The sequence below is a fragment of the Pseudactinotalea terrae genome, assembly GCF_009733845.1.
Classification (GTDB): Bacteria; Actinomycetota; Actinomycetes; order Actinomycetales; family Beutenbergiaceae; genus Pseudactinotalea; species Pseudactinotalea terrae.
Genome location: NZ_WNXZ01000002.1, coordinates 592,736 through 609,199, shown reverse-complemented (window position 1 = coordinate 609,199; position 16,464 = coordinate 592,736). Strand labels below are relative to the sequence as shown.

The 16,464-nt window shown below is 71.6% G+C and carries 14 protein-coding genes and 1 pseudogene; 12 read left to right on the top strand and 3 right to left on the bottom strand.

All coding sequences use genetic code 11. The annotated features are described in order from the left end of the window. The first annotated feature begins 88 nt into the window (after positions 1 to 88). Positions 89 to 337 (top strand): WhiB family transcriptional regulator, encoded by a 249-nt coding sequence (locus GPA03_RS10285; RefSeq protein WP_156251880.1) that lies wholly within the window; start codon positions 89 to 91, stop codon positions 335 to 337. A 107-nt stretch (positions 338 to 444) separates the two neighbouring features. Here GPA03_RS10285 and GPA03_RS10280 read toward each other — a convergent pair whose 3' ends face one another. Next, positions 445 to 1,896: a sensor histidine kinase gene (locus tag GPA03_RS10280; RefSeq protein WP_156251879.1), complete on the bottom strand. Its 1,452-nt coding sequence runs from the start codon at positions 1,894 to 1,896 to the stop codon at positions 445 to 447. A gap of 50 nt (positions 1,897 to 1,946) precedes the next feature. On the opposite strand from GPA03_RS10280, the gene GPA03_RS10275 reads away from it, so the two are divergent. Next, the gene (locus tag GPA03_RS10275; RefSeq protein WP_156251878.1) at positions 1,947 to 2,450 is read left to right on the top strand and encodes a DUF2505 domain-containing protein; all 504 of its coding nucleotides are present in this window, start codon (positions 1,947 to 1,949) and stop codon (positions 2,448 to 2,450) included. A gap of 124 nt (positions 2,451 to 2,574) precedes the next feature. Here the strand turns inward: GPA03_RS10275 and GPA03_RS23145 are convergent. Then, positions 2,575 to 2,742 (bottom strand): annotated as a pseudogene (locus tag GPA03_RS23145) (LPXTG cell wall anchor domain-containing protein); the annotation flags it as partial. 287 nt (positions 2,743 to 3,029) lie between these two features. Here GPA03_RS23145 and GPA03_RS10265 point away from each other — a divergent pair. The 8 genes from GPA03_RS10265 to GPA03_RS10230 all read left to right on the top strand — a co-directional run bounded on the left by GPA03_RS10265 (position 3,030) and on the right by GPA03_RS10230 (position 9,389). Continuing rightward, complete coding sequence (locus tag GPA03_RS10265) at positions 3,030 to 4,061, top strand: LacI family DNA-binding transcriptional regulator (protein ID WP_241681215.1); 1,032 nt, start codon at positions 3,030 to 3,032, stop codon at positions 4,059 to 4,061. Between the two features lie 31 nt (positions 4,062 to 4,092). Beyond that, complete coding sequence (locus GPA03_RS10260; RefSeq protein WP_156251876.1) at positions 4,093 to 5,016, top strand: DNA-3-methyladenine glycosylase family protein; 924 nt, start codon at positions 4,093 to 4,095, stop codon at positions 5,014 to 5,016. 81 nt (positions 5,017 to 5,097) lie between these two features. Then, positions 5,098 to 6,333 carry a sensor histidine kinase gene (locus tag GPA03_RS10255; protein WP_156251875.1) on the top strand — a complete coding sequence of 412 codons (1,236 nt, stop codon included), beginning with the start codon at positions 5,098 to 5,100 and terminating at the stop codon, positions 6,331 to 6,333. Then, a complete protein-coding gene (locus GPA03_RS10250) occupies positions 6,321 to 6,986 on the top strand; it encodes a LuxR C-terminal-related transcriptional regulator (protein WP_156251874.1) in 666 nt (221 codons plus the stop codon). Before GPA03_RS10255 ends, GPA03_RS10250 begins: the two co-directional genes overlap by 13 nt. Then, positions 6,983 to 7,846 carry a DUF4097 family beta strand repeat-containing protein gene (locus tag GPA03_RS10245; protein ID WP_156251873.1) on the top strand — a complete coding sequence of 288 codons (864 nt, stop codon included), beginning with the start codon at positions 6,983 to 6,985 and terminating at the stop codon, positions 7,844 to 7,846. The genes GPA03_RS10250 and GPA03_RS10245 overlap by 4 nt, the downstream gene beginning before the upstream one ends. 190 nt (positions 7,847 to 8,036) lie before the next feature. Further along, positions 8,037 to 8,753: an NUDIX hydrolase gene (locus GPA03_RS10240; RefSeq protein ID WP_156251872.1), complete on the top strand. Its 717-nt coding sequence runs from the start codon at positions 8,037 to 8,039 to the stop codon at positions 8,751 to 8,753. A gap of 85 nt (positions 8,754 to 8,838) precedes the next feature. After that, positions 8,839 to 9,114 carry a type II toxin-antitoxin system Phd/YefM family antitoxin gene (locus GPA03_RS10235; protein WP_156251871.1) on the top strand — a complete coding sequence of 92 codons (276 nt, stop codon included), beginning with the start codon at positions 8,839 to 8,841 and terminating at the stop codon, positions 9,112 to 9,114. Next, positions 9,111 to 9,389 (top strand): type II toxin-antitoxin system RelE family toxin, encoded by a 279-nt coding sequence (locus tag GPA03_RS10230; RefSeq protein WP_156251870.1) that lies wholly within the window; start codon positions 9,111 to 9,113, stop codon positions 9,387 to 9,389. Before GPA03_RS10235 ends, GPA03_RS10230 begins: the two co-directional genes overlap by 4 nt. Positions 9,390 to 9,393: 4 nt before the next feature. On the opposite strand, the gene GPA03_RS10225 is transcribed toward GPA03_RS10230, so the two are convergent. Continuing rightward, positions 9,394 to 12,819 (bottom strand): bifunctional proline dehydrogenase/L-glutamate gamma-semialdehyde dehydrogenase, encoded by a 3,426-nt coding sequence (locus GPA03_RS10225; RefSeq protein WP_156251869.1) that lies wholly within the window; start codon positions 12,817 to 12,819, stop codon positions 9,394 to 9,396. A 186-nt stretch (positions 12,820 to 13,005) separates the two neighbouring features. Between GPA03_RS10225 and GPA03_RS10220 the strand changes: the two genes are divergently transcribed. Continuing rightward, the gene (locus GPA03_RS10220) at positions 13,006 to 14,178 is read left to right on the top strand and encodes a baeRF2 domain-containing protein (protein WP_156251868.1); all 1,173 of its coding nucleotides are present in this window, start codon (positions 13,006 to 13,008) and stop codon (positions 14,176 to 14,178) included. Positions 14,179 to 14,367: 189 nt separating this feature from the next. Further along, positions 14,368 to 16,455 (top strand): acyltransferase family protein, encoded by a 2,088-nt coding sequence (locus GPA03_RS10215; RefSeq protein ID WP_162458332.1) that lies wholly within the window; start codon positions 14,368 to 14,370, stop codon positions 16,453 to 16,455. Positions 16,456 to 16,464 lie beyond the last annotated feature (9 nt).

Below are 16,464 nucleotides of genomic sequence, written 5' to 3'. Positions count from 1 at the left end.
AACGGGGACGCCAGCGCCCATCCGGTATCACCGGGATCGCGCTACTCATTGTTCGCCGTACACCCACGCTCGCTAGGAGGACACACGTATGGATTGGCGCCACAAGGCAGCCTGCCTGACCGAGGACCCTGAGCTGTTCTTCCCGATCGGGAACACCGGCCCGGCCCTCGTGCAGATCGAGGAGGCGAAGGCCGTCTGCCGTCGCTGTGACGTCGTCGACGCCTGCTTGCGCTGGGCGATCGAGTCCGGCCAGGACTCGGGCGTCTGGGGCGGAATGTCCGAGGACGAGCGCCGAGCGCTCAAGCGCCGCACGGCTCGTGCGCGTCGCGCCGGCTGACTTCCGCATTCAGCATTCGCCGCCCTGTGCGCCCTTCTCGGGTGCGCAGGGCGGTTTGTTTTTTCTGCCGGATCCAGCGGGCACCGACGAGCAGGCGGACCTGCTGCCTACTCGTTGATCTCACCGATGCGGGTCTCGAGCTTGACCTCGGTGCCACCCGTGCTGCGGCTCGCCCACTCGATCGAGCCGTTGAGGACCGTGTCCACGAGCGTGGTCACGATCTGCGTGCCGAGCCCGTCCATCGAGGCGGCGTCCACGCCGACGCCGTCGTCGATCACCTGGACCGAGAGCCTGCGCCCATCCCGCTGGGAGCGCACGGTCACCGTTCCGCCGGTCTTGCTCAACCCGTGCTCGACGGCGTTGGTCACCAGCTCCGTGAGGATCACCGCGAGCGGGGTGGCATCGCTGGCCGAGATGCGGCCGAACGCGCCCTCGCGCACGAACGTCACCGGCGGGCTGTCCACGGCGGCGACGTCCGCCGCCAGGCGCAGCGCACGGCCGAACACGTCGTCGAAGTCGACGACCTCGTCGATCGTCTGGGAGAGCGCCTCGTGCACGGTGGCGATGGTCGCGACCCTGCGCATGGCGCCGTCGAGCGCCTCCCGGACCTCGGGCGAGGTGCTGCGGCGCGCCTGCAGCCGCAGCAGCGCCGCGACCGTCTGGAGGTTGTTCTTGACACGGTGGTGGATCTCCCGGATCGTCGCGTCCTTGGTCATGAGCTCGCGCTCACGCCGCCGGAGCTCGGAGACGTCGCGCACGAGCAGCACCGCGCCCATCCGGGTACCGTGCTCGGTCACCGGCAGGGCACGCAACGAGAGCGACACCCCACGCGACTCCACGTCGGTGCGCCACGCCGCGCGCCCCATCAGGACCAGCGGCATCGACTCGTCCACCGGCGAGGAGTCCTCGATCAGGGGCGTGATCACCTCGGCCAGCGAGCGGCCCACGATCTCGTCGGAGACACCCAGCCGGTTGAACGCCGAGAGCGCGTTGGGGCTGGCGTAGAGCACCTCGCCCTCGCTGTTGAGGCGGATCAGGCCATCACCCACGCGCGGCGCGCCGCGCCGCGGTCCGGTGGCGGCGTTGGGCGCGGGGAACTCGCCTCGCGCGATCATCGCGCACAGCTCGTCGGCGGACTCGACGTAGTTGATCTCCAGCCGGCTCGGCGTGCGGCTCGCGCCCAGGTGGGTCTCGCGTGCGATGACGGCGATCGTGCGGCCCGCACGCACCACCGGGATCGCCTCCTCGCGGATCGCGTACGCACCGGTCCAGCGCGCCTCGCCCACGCGGACGATCTCGCGAGCGGCGGCTGCCGCCCGCAGCGTCGAGACGAACCCGCGGGGTGCGGCACGCCCCACGATGTCCTCGTGGTGCACGGTCGCCGCGGTCGACGGCCGGCACTGCGCGATCGCGACGAAGTCGTCGTCGTCGGTCGGCAGCCACAGCACCATGTCGGCAAAGGCAAGGTCGGAGATGACCTGCCAGTCGCCCACGAGCAAGTGCAGCCACTCGCTGTCGGCGCCTGAGAGATTTCCCCGCGAGTCGATCAGGTCGCTCATCGTGGACACGGTGGATAGCGTAAGTGGGCTGCCGATCATTGGAGAACTCGATGACCCCTTTCAACGCTCGTATCACCTATGCCGCGCCGGCTGCCGAGGTGGCCGAGATGCTCGCCGACCCGGCCTACGTGGAGCGCAAGGTCGCGGCCAGCAAGCCGGTCAGCTCCGCCGTCGAGCTGCAAGGAACGGCCGCAGAGGGCTTCACCGTGACCACGCAGCGCGCGCTGCCCACCGACGATCTGGCCCCGGCGGTCCAGAACCTCATCGGACGCACCATCGAGCTGCGGCTGATCGAGCGCTGGGACGCTGCTGCACCCGACGGGTCGCGGCAGGGTTCCGTGGATCTCGACGTCCTCGGCAAGCCCGCGAGCGCCCGGGGCACCGTGACGCTGGTGCCGGCCGGGGCCGACCAGACCGTGCTGACCTACGAGGGCAGCGTCGAGGCGCGGATCCCGCTGCTCGGCCGCAAGATCGAGCAGCAGGCGGTCCAGCAGGTGCAGACGGTGCTGAACCTCGAGCAGGCGGTCGGATCCGCCTGGCTCGCTCAGCACTGACCTCGACCCCTTCCACGCCTCTGGCGAGACGCCAGCTCCCGGGTACCTCTGCGAGCAGAGGCACCCGGGAGTGCCCGGGATGGGTCGTCAGGCGGTTGGGCTCCGCCTGCTGGCGCTTGCGACGAGCGATGCCCAGGAGCAGGGCCGCACCCAGCAGGGTGAGGATGCCGCCACCCACGGCGAGCGTCAGCATTCCGTCGGCTCCGGTGTTGGGCAGGGCAGCGCTCGCCGCCGAAGCCGTGGTGTGCTCGGTCTCGCAGTCCGGGTTGCCATCTGCGGCCGGGACGCACACGCCCCGGGGATCGGGGCTGGCGACCCGGTTGTAGATGGTGGCATCGGGCTCATCGCCCACGGTCACCGAATAGGTGATCGTCACGACCTGGTCCACCTCGAGGTCATCGGGGGTCCGTCGGTAAGTCGCCGACCAATCGCAAATCCTCCCAGCTCTTAGGGTGAATTTCAGGGTGAGTGGAGTATGAAAGGCGTGCTGTGCAGCTCCCCGGCCCGTCTGGCCCAACGCGTCGCGGAGTCGCCTGACCAGCACTAATGTTGCCGCTGGGCCGACGAGAGGGCAGTGGCGTGAGCAAGCGTGGAAGCGCACCGACCCTCGAGGACGTCGCTGCCGAGGCCGGCGTCTCCCGGGCGACCGTCTCGCGGGTCGTCAACGCCGATCCCCGGGTCTCCGAGAGCGCCCGCGAGCGCGTGCTGGCCGCGATCGACGAGCTCGGGTACGCACCGAACCGGGCCGCACGTTCGCTGGTGACACGACAGGCCGACTCGATCGCCGTCGTCATCCCCGAGACCGACGCCAGGGTCTTCTCCGACCCGTTCTTCGCCGGCACCCTGCACGGCATCGCCACCGCGCTGTCCCGCACGGAGCTGCAGATGATCCTGGTGATGGGCCAGCCCGACGACGGCGACGGCCGCCTGAGCAAGTACCTGCGCGGCGGCCACACCGACGGCGCGATCATCACCTCGCACCACCGGCGGGACGAGTTCTGGCGCACCGCGCAGGCTGCCGGGCTGCCTGTGGTGTTCCTGGGCCGCCCGTTCGCACCGGTGCCGGGCATGCCGTACATCGATGTCGACAACGCTCACGGCGCGGCGCTCGCCGTCCGTCATCTGCTCGAGCAGCGCCGCACCAGGATCGCCACGATCGCCGGGCCGGTCGATATGGTCGCCGGCGCCGACCGGTTGGCGGGCTGGCGCGGCGAGCTGCGTGGCGCCGGGCTGCGCGACGACGCCGTGGCGCATGGTGACTTCACCGCCGCCGGCGGGCGCGCCGCGATGGAGGCGCTGCTCGCGAGTCACCCTGACCTCGACGGCGTCTTCGTCGCCTCCGACGTCATGGCCGTGGCAGCGATGGAGGTCCTGTCAGCGCACGGCAGGTCGGTACCCGACGACGTCTCCGTGGTCGGCTTCGACAACATCGACACCGCGGCCGAGGCGACGCCCGCGCTGACGACCATCGTCAACCCGATCGCCGCGATGGCACGCCAGGCGGTCGGCCTGCTGCTCGGCCTCATGAACGGCGACGTGGTGCCCGCCGCCGTCACCCTCTCCACCGAGCTGGTCGTCCGCGACTCCAGCATCCCGACCAGCCGGCGCTGAGCGGCCTCGGGCGCGCGCGTACGCTGCCACGATGGGGTCCGCGACGGTACGCAGGTGGCGACCGGGCTGGCCCTGCCCACCTGGCCTGGTGCTCGCACAGCTACGCCACGGCCCCGGCGACCCGAGCTTCCGTACCGCTCCTGACGGCACCATCTGGCGCGCCGTGCCCACCCCCGCAGGTGGGGCCACGATCGCGATCTCCCCGCTCCTCGACGGCGAGATCCTCGCCCGGGCATGGGGCGACGGCGCTGCCTGGGCCCTCGAGGCGCTCCCACGCATGCTGGGGGCCGACGACGACCCCTCCGGCTTCGTTCCCCGGCACCCGGTCATCGCCCGGCTCTGGCGGCAGTTCTCGAGCTGGCGGCTCGGCGCCACCGGGCTGCTCATGGAGTCGCTGGTCCCGGTGATCATCGAGCAGAAGGTCACCGGTGCCGAGGCGTTCAGCGGCTACCGGAGGCTGGTGCAGCGCTACGGCGAACCGGCGCCGGGCGCGCCACCGGAGCTGCGGCTGCAGCTGCCTCCTAGCCCGGCGCAGCTGCTCGCGATCCCCTCGTGGGAGTGGCTGCGGCTCGGGATCGACCACGGTCGCTCGGCGCCGCTGCTACGGGCCGCGCAGGTGGCACCTGCGCTGGAACGGGCTGCCGGCCGCGGTCCGGCCGAGCTCGATCGGTGCCTGCGCACCATCCGCGGCATCGGGATCTGGACCAGCGCCGAGGTCCGCGCCCGCGTGCTCGGCGACGCCGACGCCGTCAGCTTCGGCGACTTCCACATCGCGGGGAACGTCGGGTACGCACTGACCGGCACCCCCACCGACGACGCGGGCATGGCCGAGCTGCTCGCGCCCTATGCGCCGCACCGGCACCGGGTCCAGCGGCTGATCGAGCTCGGCGGCGTGCACCGGCCGCGCCGCGGCGCCCGGATGGCGCCACGCACGCACCTCCCCGTGCCGCGCTGACGGCCCACCGGGGGCTATCCCCCGGAAACGATCCGGCCCGCCCCGTGTCCGCGAGCGGCGCCACGCTTCTACCGTGGTCCCATGAGGAAACGCCTCGGCCAGCTGCTGGCCATCGCCGCGCACCTGGCCGCCATGGGACTGATCGGTACCGTGGCGATCGCGCTGCTGATCACCGCAGTCGTGGTCGGCATCGGCGGCTTGTTCGCCCTCGGCATCGGGGTGCTCGCCCTGGCGCTGGCTGCGCTCGGCGTCTGGTGGATCGCCTGGTTCGAGGAGCAGCGGGTCGCCTCGCTGCTCGACCTCGGCGTCCCGGAGCGGCCGATGCCGCGCTCGCAACGGACCGACTGGCTGCGGATCCCCCACACGCTCCTGATCCAGGTGACCGACCGCGCCAACCTGCGCAGCCTGCTGCACTTCACGATCATCGGTGTGCTCGGCATCGTCACGCTGTGGCTGATCCAGCTCATGGTCACCGGTGCCGCCTACGGCATCGCGAGCGCCGTCATGTCGGCGGAGACGTACGTGGCTCCCTGGTTCGGGCTCGAGACCGGCCGAGGCACCGCCGTCGGCATCGGGTTCGCGGCGATGCTGATCGGAGCGGCCGGCGTCTACGTGATGACGCTCGCGCACCGCTCGATCTCGCCGTCGCTGATGGTGCCCTCCCGGGAGGCGGAGCTGACCCAGCGGGCCGAGAGCGCCACCCAGCGGCGCAACGAGGCCATGCGCGCCGCCGAGGTGGAGCGCACCCGCATCGAGCGCGACCTGCACGACGGCGTCCAGCCTCGCCTGGTCTCGGTCGGCATGACCCTCGGCATGGCTCGGTCCAAGCTGGCCTCAGACCCGGAGGCCGCCGCAGCCCTCATCGACGAGGCCCACACCTCGACCAAGGCGGCGATCACCGAGCTGCGCCAGCTCGCCCGCGGCATCCACCCCGCGGTGCTGTCCGACCGTGGGCTCGACGCCGCGCTGTCGGCGCTCGCGGCCCGCTCCCACATCCCCGTGCACCTCGACGTGCGTCTCGAGGGTCGCTGTACCCCCGAGACCGAGGCCGCCATGTACTTCGCCGTCGCCGAGGCCCTCACCAACGCGGCCAAGCACTCCGAGGCGCAGAGCTGCCGCGTGACGATCATGCGGCGCCCGGGCGGCAACATCTGGGCCCGCATCGAGGACGACGGCTCCGGTGGCGCGCGAAGGATCCCCGGCGGCGGGATCGACGGCGTCGCCAACCGCGTCGCCGCCGCCGGCGGCACCCTGTCCTTGACCAGCCCACTCGGCGGGCCGACGACCATCGAAGTGAGCCTCCCGTGCGCATCCTGATCTGCGAAGACTCGGTCCTTCTCCGCGAGGGGATCGTGCGGCTGCTCGCGGACAGCGAGCACGAGGTGGTCGCTGCGCTTCCCGACGCCTCGCGCCTGGACGCCGAGGTGGCGGCCACGCAGCCGGACCTGGCGATCCTCGACGTGCGGCTCCCCCCGACGTTCACCGACGAGGGCATCCGCGCGGCGCTGCGGCTGCGCGCTGCACACCCCGACCTCGCGGTGCTGGTGCTCAGCCAGTACGTCGAGGAGCGGTACGCCACCGAGCTGATCGCGGCCAACACCGGCGGCCTCGGGTATCTGCTCAAGGATCGCGTCGCCGATGTGGAGGAGTTCCTCGCCAGCGTGGCCACCGTCGGGGCGGGCGGCACCGCCCTGGACCCGGAGGTCGTCGCCCAGCTGCTGACCCGGCGGCACCGCGACACGAAGCTGTCTCGGCTCACCGACCGTGAGTCCCAGGTGCTGGGGCTGATGGCCGAGGGACGCTCCAACCAGGCGATCGCGGCGTCGCTCTTCATCTCCGAGGGCAGCGTGGAGAAGCACATCTCCTCGCTGTTCACCAAGCTCGATCTCGAGCCCGGCACCTCCGGCAACCGCCGGGTGCTGGCTGTGCTCGCCCATCTCGACTCACACCCCGGAACGGAACCCCGATGACCACGGACATGCTCCCCACCGACGACGCACCGAACGATGCCCCCGTCGGCCCTCGCCAGCCCCGGCGACACAGCTGGGTCGCGATCCTGGTGGCGCTCATCGGCGGCGTCGTCATCATCGGCATGGTCGTGCAGGCCATCGCCGTCGGTGTGAACGCCGGCAGCGGCAGGCACAGCGCTACCTACACGGCCGCCGTCGACGGCGTCACGCACCTGGACATCACGGTCGAGGCGGGCGATCTCACACTGACGTTCGCGGACGTCGAGGAGGCCAGCCTCGACGTGGTGGCCTCCGGTCGTCGGAGCAACGCCGACTGGGTGCTCGAGAACGATGGGAACCGGCTGGTCGTCCGCGAGGACAACGACTGGTGGCGCTTCTGGCCGGACTTCGGCACCACCTCCCGCACCACGGCCACGCTCGTGCTGCCCGACGAGCTCGAAGGGGCCGTCTCCGCCGACCTCGAGGTCAGCGCCGGCGGCATGGACGTCATCGGCGACCTCACGGACGTCGTCATCGATGTCTCTGCAGGCTCGCTCACGTTCGACGGCGCGAGCACATCGGTCTCGAGCCAGGTCAGCGCGGGCGAGGCCAACGTGACCACCGAGGGCGCCGAGACGATCGACGTGCAGGTCAGCGCCGGGCGCTTCACCGGCACCTTCACGGGTCCACAGCCAGACAGCACCTACGTGGACGTCAGCGCCGGTGACGCGATCGTCAACCTGCCCGACGGCGCCTACGCCGAGAGCGGCGAGGTCTCCGCAGGCGACCGCACGATCGAGGTCCGCACCGACCCCGCCTCGCCGCACACGCTCGACGTCCACGTCAGCGCCGGTGACGCCACCGTCGGCTACAGCGACTGACCTCGCTCCCCACGCTGGGGCCGAACAGGGAGTTCTGCCCGCGTGGCACGGCCGAACAGGGGGTTCTGCCCGGAATGCGCCTGCTATCCGGGCAGAACCACCTGCTCGGCGGGTGCGACTGGGGGTATGACTCGGGGTGTGAGTTGGGGTGTGACCGGGGCAGAACCGCCTGGAATCGTAGGCTGGGTCTGTGACCTCGCCAGCGGAACCCGCCCACCCGGGGCGTGCGGCGCTGCAGGACCTGATCGAGCAGGCCGTGGCGGCCGGGATCCGGCCCCTCGGCGGCATCCACTCCTACGACGCCACGCTGGCCGCGCAGTACCGCAGCTCCGCGGTGCTCGCGCTGTTCACCCCGACCGACAGGCGCGCCCGGGCGACGAACGGCGTGAGCGACGCGCTGGACCTGTTCCTGGTCCAGCGCTCCCCCGCACTGCGGCACCACCCGGGTCAGATCGCGTTGCCCGGCGGGCGGCTCGAGAAGGGTGAGACCGAGGTCGAGGCGGCGCTGCGGGAGACCGAGGAGGAGATCGGGCTGCCGGCGCGCTACATCGAGGTGCTCGCCGAGCTCGACCCGGTGCTGGTGCCGATCAGCGGCTTCGTGGTGCACCCGGTGCTGGGCTGGACCGACGCACCCGAGGAGGTCAGCGCGATCACCCCCGGCGAGGTGCTGCACACCCTGCGGGTCTCGGTGGCGCACCTGCTCGACCCCGCGAACCGCGCGACCGTGACGATCGCCGGTCACGGCAGCGCCGGTTTCCGGCTCGACTCCGGCTGGGTGTGGGGTTTCACCGGCAACCTGCTCGACCACCTGTTCACCGAGCTCGGCTGGACCCGGGCCTGGGCCCGGGAGCGGACCCACGCCATGAGCATGGACGAGGCGCGTGGAGGGCACCTGCGCGGGCCGTGATCGTGCCGTGGCGAACCGAGGCCGTTCGGCTAGCTTTTCGGCCATGTCCACCCCGAAATATGGCCGGGCCGGCTACACTGGGCGCATGCGAACGATGAACGTGAGCGAGGCCAAGGACAAGCTGTCGCAACTCGTCGAGGCGGTGGGGTCCACCCACGACGCCATCACCATCACCCGCCACGGTAAGGCCGCCGCCGTGCTGGTGTCGGCCGACGACCTGCAACAGCTGACCGACACGGTCGAATGGCTGAACGATCCGCTCACGGCTCCGGAGGTCGCCGAGGCGACCGCGGACATCGCTGATGGCCGCACCTTGAGCGTCGACGATGCTCGGACAGCCCTACGGCGCGGCCGCCAGTGACGGATGACCCCTATGACGTCCAGCTGACTGGCCCTGCGATCCGCGCGCTCGGCCGCCTCCCCGAGAAGCTTGCCGACGCCGTCCTCGAGCTGTGCGGTGGCGCTCTCGCCGAGAACCCGCTACGGGTCACGAAGCCACTGACCGGCCGCCTGAGCGACTATCGCAGCGCCTACGTCGGCATCGCCTACCGAATTCTCGTCCGCATCGACCGCGACGACCGCATCGTCTACGTGGTGCGGATCGCTCACCGCGCGGATGTGTATCGGCCGCTCTAGCCGACTACCGGGCGCTCAGGTGACCGAACCGGTGCATCGTGCGGCTGATCGCCTGCTCCCGCAGCACCGTGAGCAGCTCCCGGCGCCCCGAGGCGAGCACCGGGCCCTGCAGGATCGTCACGTCGGCGTCGGCCTGAAGCGCGGCGGGCCAGATCCCGGCAGCGTTGCCGACCACGCGGACCCGGCCCCGGATCTCGCCGCGGGCGATCCGCTCGCCGAGCTCGTCGTCGGACTCGATCACCCACTCCTGCGCCCTCGCCCACGCAGCCATCTGCTCGGGCAGGGCCAGCTCGGGCGAGATGCTCACCTGCGTCGGCACGCCCGCGCACTCGGCCGCGAGCAGCACGCGGAGCAGGGGCGCGATCCCCGCGTCGGCGCTGCCACGCACCTGCAGGTTCGGCATCGGCCGGTAGCGGAAGATGTTCGCCTCGGCGCGCAGCCCGCTGCGGTCGATCTCGACCGAGTACAGGCCGCGCGCGTGAGCGTCCGAGCCCGCCGCCTCGCGCAGCCACGAGTGCTCGGCGCGGGTTACCCAGCGATGAGCGGCGTCGAGGATCGCTGCCACGCGCGGACCGATCTCGCCGACCGTGGTGGGTGAGCCCACCTGGCTCCAGGACCCGAGCTGGGCCACGTAGTTCGGCCCGCCGGCCTTGGCACCCGGCCCGACGGCGGAGCGCTTCCAGCCGCCGAAGGACTGCCGCTGCACGATCGCGCCCGTCGTGTGCCGGTTGACGTAGGCGTTACCCACCTCGACGGCGCTCAGCCAGTGGGCGATCTCGCGCTCGTCGAGGCTGTGGAGACCGCCCGTGAGCCCATAGGCTCCGGCGTTCTGCCAGGCGATCGCCTCATCGAGGTCCGCCGCGACCATGATCCCGAGCACGGGGCCGAAGTACTCCGTCAGGTGGAACGGCGAGCCGGGCTGCACTCCTGCGCGCAGGCCCGGCGACCACAGCCGCCCCGTCTCGTCCAGCCGGCGTGGCTCGACCGCCCATACCTCCCCTGGCCCGAGCGTGGTGAGCGCCTCGGCGAGCTTGCCCTGGGGCTGCTCGATCACGGGGCCCATGCCGGAACCGAGGTCGCTCGGCCAGCCCACGCGCAGCGAGCTCACGGCGTCGGTGAGCTGGCGGCGGAAGCGTTCCGAGCTCCCCACCGAGCCGACCAGGATCAGCAAGGAGGCGGCCGAGCACTTCTGCCCGGCGTGCCCGAACGCCGACCGCACCGCGTCGGCGACGGCGAGGTCGTAGTCAGCGCTCGGCGTCACGATCAGCGCGTTCTTGCCGCTGGTCTCGCCGTACACGCGCGGCCCGTGCGGCCGGTCGGCGCGCCACCGGGTGAACATCCGGGCGGTCTCGTAGGCGCCGGTGAGGATCACGGTGTCCACGTGCTCGTGCGCCACGAGAGCGCGGCCGACCTCGCCCTCGTCGGTGCGCACCACCTGCACCAGATCGGCCTCGGCACCGGTCTCGGTCAGTGCCTCCCGGACGGCCTCGACGGCGATCTCGGTGCACCTGGGCGTGGCGGGCGCGGGCTTGATGACGACGGCGGAGCCTGCCGCGAGCGCGGCCAGCACCCCGCCGGTGGGGATGGCGACCGGGAAGTTCCAGGGCGGGGTCACCAGCACGACGCGGTCCGGCTGGTGCTCGAGGCCGTCCGCGAGCGCGACGTCGTCGAGCCGCTCGGCCGCGTCGGCGTAGTAGCGGGCGAAGTCGACCGCCTCGCTGACCTCGGGATCGGCCTCGCCGATCGTCTTGCCGCCCTCGGCGGCCATCGCGGTCACGAGGTCGCCGCGAGCCCGCTCGAGCGCGGCGGCAGCCGCGCGGAGGGTGCGGGCACGGTCGCGCCCGGAACGGATGGACCACCCGGGCTGGACCACGAGGGCACGCGAGACCACGCCGTCGACCGCTGCCTCATCGGCGAGCACGGGAGAGGTCGGTGCCCCCGGATAGGCGACCACGAGGTCGGCGGCCCGGTCCCGGACCTCCGCGACGGCGGGATCGGAGTCGGGGGTGTTGGCGAACGACTCGGTGATCGCGGGGCGGTGCGCGGTGCGGCGGGGGCCGCGCGCGGTCGTGGCGTAGGCGGCGACGCTGCGCCGGAAGCGGCGTTCCTGATCGGCCATGCGATCGCCGTCGCCGCCGGCGAAGAGCGCGTGCAGGAAGTTCTCGGGCGCGGCGTTCTCCTCGAGGCGGCGCACGAGGTAGGAGACGGCGACGTCGAAGTCGGCCCGCGCCACCACCGGCGTGTAGAGGATCACGGGGCTGGTGTGACCGACGTCGGCACGCACGGCCCGCGCCTGCGAGGGCGCCATGCCCTGCAGCATCTCGACGTCCATCGCGGCGGCGACCCCGCGGCGGGTGGCGAGCAGGGAGGCGAACGCGACGTCGAACAGGTTGTGCGAGGCCACGCCGAGCCGGACCGACTCGCACACCTCGGGGCGCAGGGCGCGCTCGAGGAGTCGGAGGTAGTTGGCGTCGACCTCGTCCTTGGTGGGGTAGGGCGCCTGCGGCCAGCCGTGAAGCTCGGCCTCGACGCGCTCCATCGCGAGGTTGGCGCCCTTGACGAGGCGGATCTTGATGCGGCCCCCGCCCTGCTCGTGACGCTGCTGCGCGAACGCGATCAGGCGCTCGAGCGCGGCCGGGGTGTCGGGCAGATAGGCCTGCAGCACGATGCCGGCCTCGAGCTCGGCGAACTCGGGCTCGCTCAGCATCGCCTCGAACACGTCGAGCGTGAGCTCGAGGTCGCGATACTCCTCCATGTCGAGGTTGACGAACTTCTGCGGGTTCGCCGCCGCCGCGGTGCGATAGATCGGCCGGAGCCGGTCGAGCACCCGCGCGGTGGTGCCGACGGTGTCCCACGTGCTGATCTGGGAGACCAGCGAGGAGACCTTGATCGAGACGTAGTCGACGTCGTCGCGCTCGAGCAGTCGGCGGGTGCGCTCGGCACGAGCGGCCGCCTCGTTCTCGCCGAGCACGGCCTCGCCGAGGAGGTTGAGGTTGAGCCGGAACCCCTCGGCGCGCGCCGCCGCGAGGTGCTTGGCGAGCGCGGGGTCCTCGGCATCGACCACGAGGTGCCCCACGAGCTGACGCAACCGCGCCAGGGCGAGCGGCACCACGATCGTGGGGGCGCGGGTGGCGATGCGCGAGCCGACGCCCAGCAGCACCTTGTCCGCGGGCGAGAGGAAGCTGGCCGAGCCGGCGGCGCCGGCGAGCGCGGCGAGCTCACGGGCGGCGACCTCCTGGTCCTCGGGGCGGGCCACGCGGTCGACGAACCGGACCGCGAGATCGAGCCCGGCAGGGTTGGCGACCAGGCGTGCGAGCCGTCCCGAGGTCCGGCGCTCGGCCGGCGTCTGCTGCGAGGTGGTGCTCTCCGCCCAGCGGCGGGCGAGCACGACCGCCTCCTCGACTACCTCTTCCGCGGGCGTCATGACCATGGACCCATCCTGACTCATCGGTGGGCATCTGAGGCCCCATGCGACGGCCGACGCGGCCGCTGCGTCCCGGGCAGCGGATTCCTTGCGGTGGTCCGTCAGGCGTGGAAGGGTGGACGGTTCCACGCGGTGCTTCGAGACCGAGTCGGAGCTCGGTCCTTCCCCGCTCGTCGAGCAAGGAGGTCGCCTGTGAAACTGCCATGGCTCAAGTCCGCCGTCGAGAAGTCCGGACCGTTCACCACGGTCTACCTGGACACCACCCGGATCGACCCGAACGCTGCCGCCGAGCTCGAGACGCGCTGGTCGAACTTGCGCTCGTCCCTCGCTGCCGAGGGCACTCCCGACGGCCTGCTCGCGGAGATCGAGGACTCGCTGCTCGAGCCGTCGTCGCTCGGGGGCCGGCACGGCCGGGCGATCATCGCCACGGATCGGCAGATCCTCGTGGACCGGGTGCTGCCGGTGCCTCCGCTGCTGGAGTCCGCACAGCGCGGTGACCTCCCCCGGTTGCTGCCGCTGCTGCAACTGACGCCGTTCGCCGTGAGCCAGCTGCTGATCGTGGTGGACCGCGCCGGGGCGGACCTTCACCTCCGTGCGCCGGAGAACCCCTCGATCGCCCAGGGGCCCAATGCCCTGGGAGAGGATGCGTCGGTCGACGGTGGCCATGACGAGCTGCACAAGGCGAACATCGGTGGCGGCAGCCATCACGGTTGGCGCGCGAACAACTACGAAGCGCGGGTCGAGGACTCCTGGGAACGCAACGCCGACACGGTTGCCGACACCGTTGAGCGGATCCTGCGCGAACGTGACCCGGACATGGTGATGCTCTCGGGTGACGTGCGGGCCATGGGGCTGTTCAAGGACGCGCTGGGCCGCGAGCCGCGCGAACGGCTGATCGAGGTCCAGGGCGGTACCCGCGGCGTCGGGCTCGAGCGGGCCTCGTTCCGCGACGAGATCGCCCGCGTCACCGACGAGTTCATCGCAGCGCGACAGCAGGAGCTCGCCGACCGGTTCCAGGAGAGCCAGGCGCGCGACGCCGCCTCGGTCGGTGGCGCTGCGGAGGTCGCCCAGGCCCTCGAGCGAGGCCAGGTCGACGAGCTGATCTTCCTCTCCGGCCACGAGCCGGAGAACATCGAGCAGCTCCTGCGCGACGCCCTGCTGACCGATGCGGCCATCTCCGCGCTCGACCTGGAGACTGTCGACCTTCCCGAGGGTGTCGGCGCGCTGCTGCGCTGGAAGGACGACGCCACGCCCTCGAACCGGATCGGCAGCATGTCGGGCGACTCCCGGCGGGAGGACGCCGTCGACCCCCAGCGGGACGAGCCGTCGCCGCGTGCGCAGGAGGAGGACGCCCTCGGCGCCTGATCCGGTCGCTCGCGGACTTGAGCGGTCTTTTCTCTTCGACGTCGTGATGTCGCGCCAGGCCGATCCGCCGCGCTGATTGTCGTGGTGTCGGCGGGTACGATCCCGTGTCGACCCGTCGCGGCTCATCGCCGCCAGCGATCGCGATGACGCTCGTTCGGAGAACACCACTTGAGCACAGAGGACTTGGCCGTGACCGACCCCGCGGGCGCAGCCATCGGGGCCAGGCACACGGGTCTCCGACCGGACATCCAAGGCCTGCGCGCCGTTGCGGTCGGTCTCGTGCTCGTCTCGCACGCGGGCGTGAGCCAGCTGCCCGGCGGCGGCGTGGGGATCGATGTCTTCTTCGTGATCTCCGGTTTCCTGGTCACTGGTCTCCTAACTCACGAGGTGGAGAGCCGCGGCCGGCTGTCGCTGCGCCGGTTCTATCGCCGACGGGCGGCGCGCCGTCTCCCTGCCGCTGGTGTCGTGCTGCTGGCGGCCGCGGCCCTGACGTGGTGGACCGCGACCGACACCGGGCGGCGGGTCTTCGGTGCGGACATCGTCGCCGCCGCGTTCTCGGTCGTGAACTGGCGGCTGGCGAGTCGTTCCGTGGACCCGTTCGTCATCGACGTCGACGTATCACCGGTGCAGCACCTCTGGGCAGTGGCCGTCGGGGGTCAGTTCTCCCTCCTCTGGCCGTTGCTGATCCTGGCTGCCGCATGGTGGTGGCGCCGACGGCGGCACGCGCGGCTTCGGCCCGTGCTGGCGCTCGCCATCGGGCTGATCGTCGTGCTGTCGTTCGTGTGGTCGATCATCCTCGTCCCGAACGACCCCTCGACGGCGTTCTTCGCTACGACGACCCGGCTGTGGGAGCTCGGCGTCGGAGCGTTGGTGGCCGTGGGCGCGACCGCATGGCGCCGACTCCCCCGTGCCGGCTCGATCGTCCTGGGCTGGCTGGGGCTGGGTGCCATCCTCGCCTCGGCGCTCGTGCTCAGCTCGGCGATGCCGTGGCCCGGCCACCGTGCGCTGCTGCCGACGCTCGGGACCGCGGCCGTGATCGTCGGTGGGGTCGCGAGCAGCGCTGGTGGCGCGTCGAGGCTGCTCGCGTGGCGACCGGCCGTCTGGATCGGGGGGCTGTCGTACTCGCTGTATCTCTGGCACTGGCCGTTGTTGGTCGCCGCGATGTCGGTCTGGGGGGAGCTAGGTGCCAAGCGTGGCCTGCTCGTGGTGGCTGCGTCGTTCATCCCCGCGTACCTCACTCACAGGTTCGTGGAGAACCCGATCCGCCGTGTGGCGCGCAACCGCCGGCAGTCGATAGCGCCCGGCGTCGGCGTCGCTCTGGCCGGTGCCGTCGCCGGCCTCGTGGTCGCCCTCAGCGTGGTGCCGGGGCTCGGAAAGGTCGTCGCAGCGCTCGAGGGTGCCGGCGGCACGGTCCTGGCGCAGGGCAGCGACACGGGTACGACGGGCGGTGACGGCACCATCGAGAGCCTGGTGAGCGTCGAGTGGTTCGTGCCCAGCCCGACGGCGGCACCCAAAGACCTTCCGGATGCCTACGCCGATGGTTGCCAGGTGGGGGCAGACTCCCCCGACCCCGTGCGGTGCGAGTACGGGGACCCGGCGAGCGATGTGGTGGTCGCCGTCGTCGGCGACTCCAAGATCCTCCAGTGGCAGTCGACCTTGGAGGCGATCGCCGACGCCGAGGGCTGGCGGGTGATCTCGTACACGAAGTCGTCGTGCGGCTTCCACGGCGCGGTGCAGGAGCTGCAAGGTGCCGCGTACACGGCTTGCACGGCCTGGAACGATGCTGTTCGCGCCGAGCTCGATGCGCTCTCACCTGATGTCGTGGTGACCTCCCAGGGCGAGCCCTACGCGTTGTCGAATCCCGCGGACCCGACGTCGAGGATCGCGGCGGCGATGGTGGACGGGCTGACGACCTCCTGGACGGCGCTGGTCGAGCAGGGTGTCGAGGTGATCGTGATCCTCGACAACCCTGGGCCCGCGACGGACGGTTACCAGTGCGTGGCCGAGAACCCCGGTGCGCTGGCCGCGTGCGCGTTCGACCGTGAGGAAGCAGTGGCGGCCAGCAGTGCGCCCACCCAGGTGGCTGCGGCGAAGCGCGTGCCCGAGGTTCAGCTCATCGACCTCGAGCAGAGCATCTGCCCGTTCGCCGAGTGCGTTCCCGTGATCGGCAACGTTCTCCTCTGGCGGCAGGGCACGCACCTCACCGACACCTACGCCCGCACGCTCACGGGGGCACTCTCGGAGCAGCTGGTGCCGCTCGTCGAGCGGGCCGCCTAAGAGGCGTGA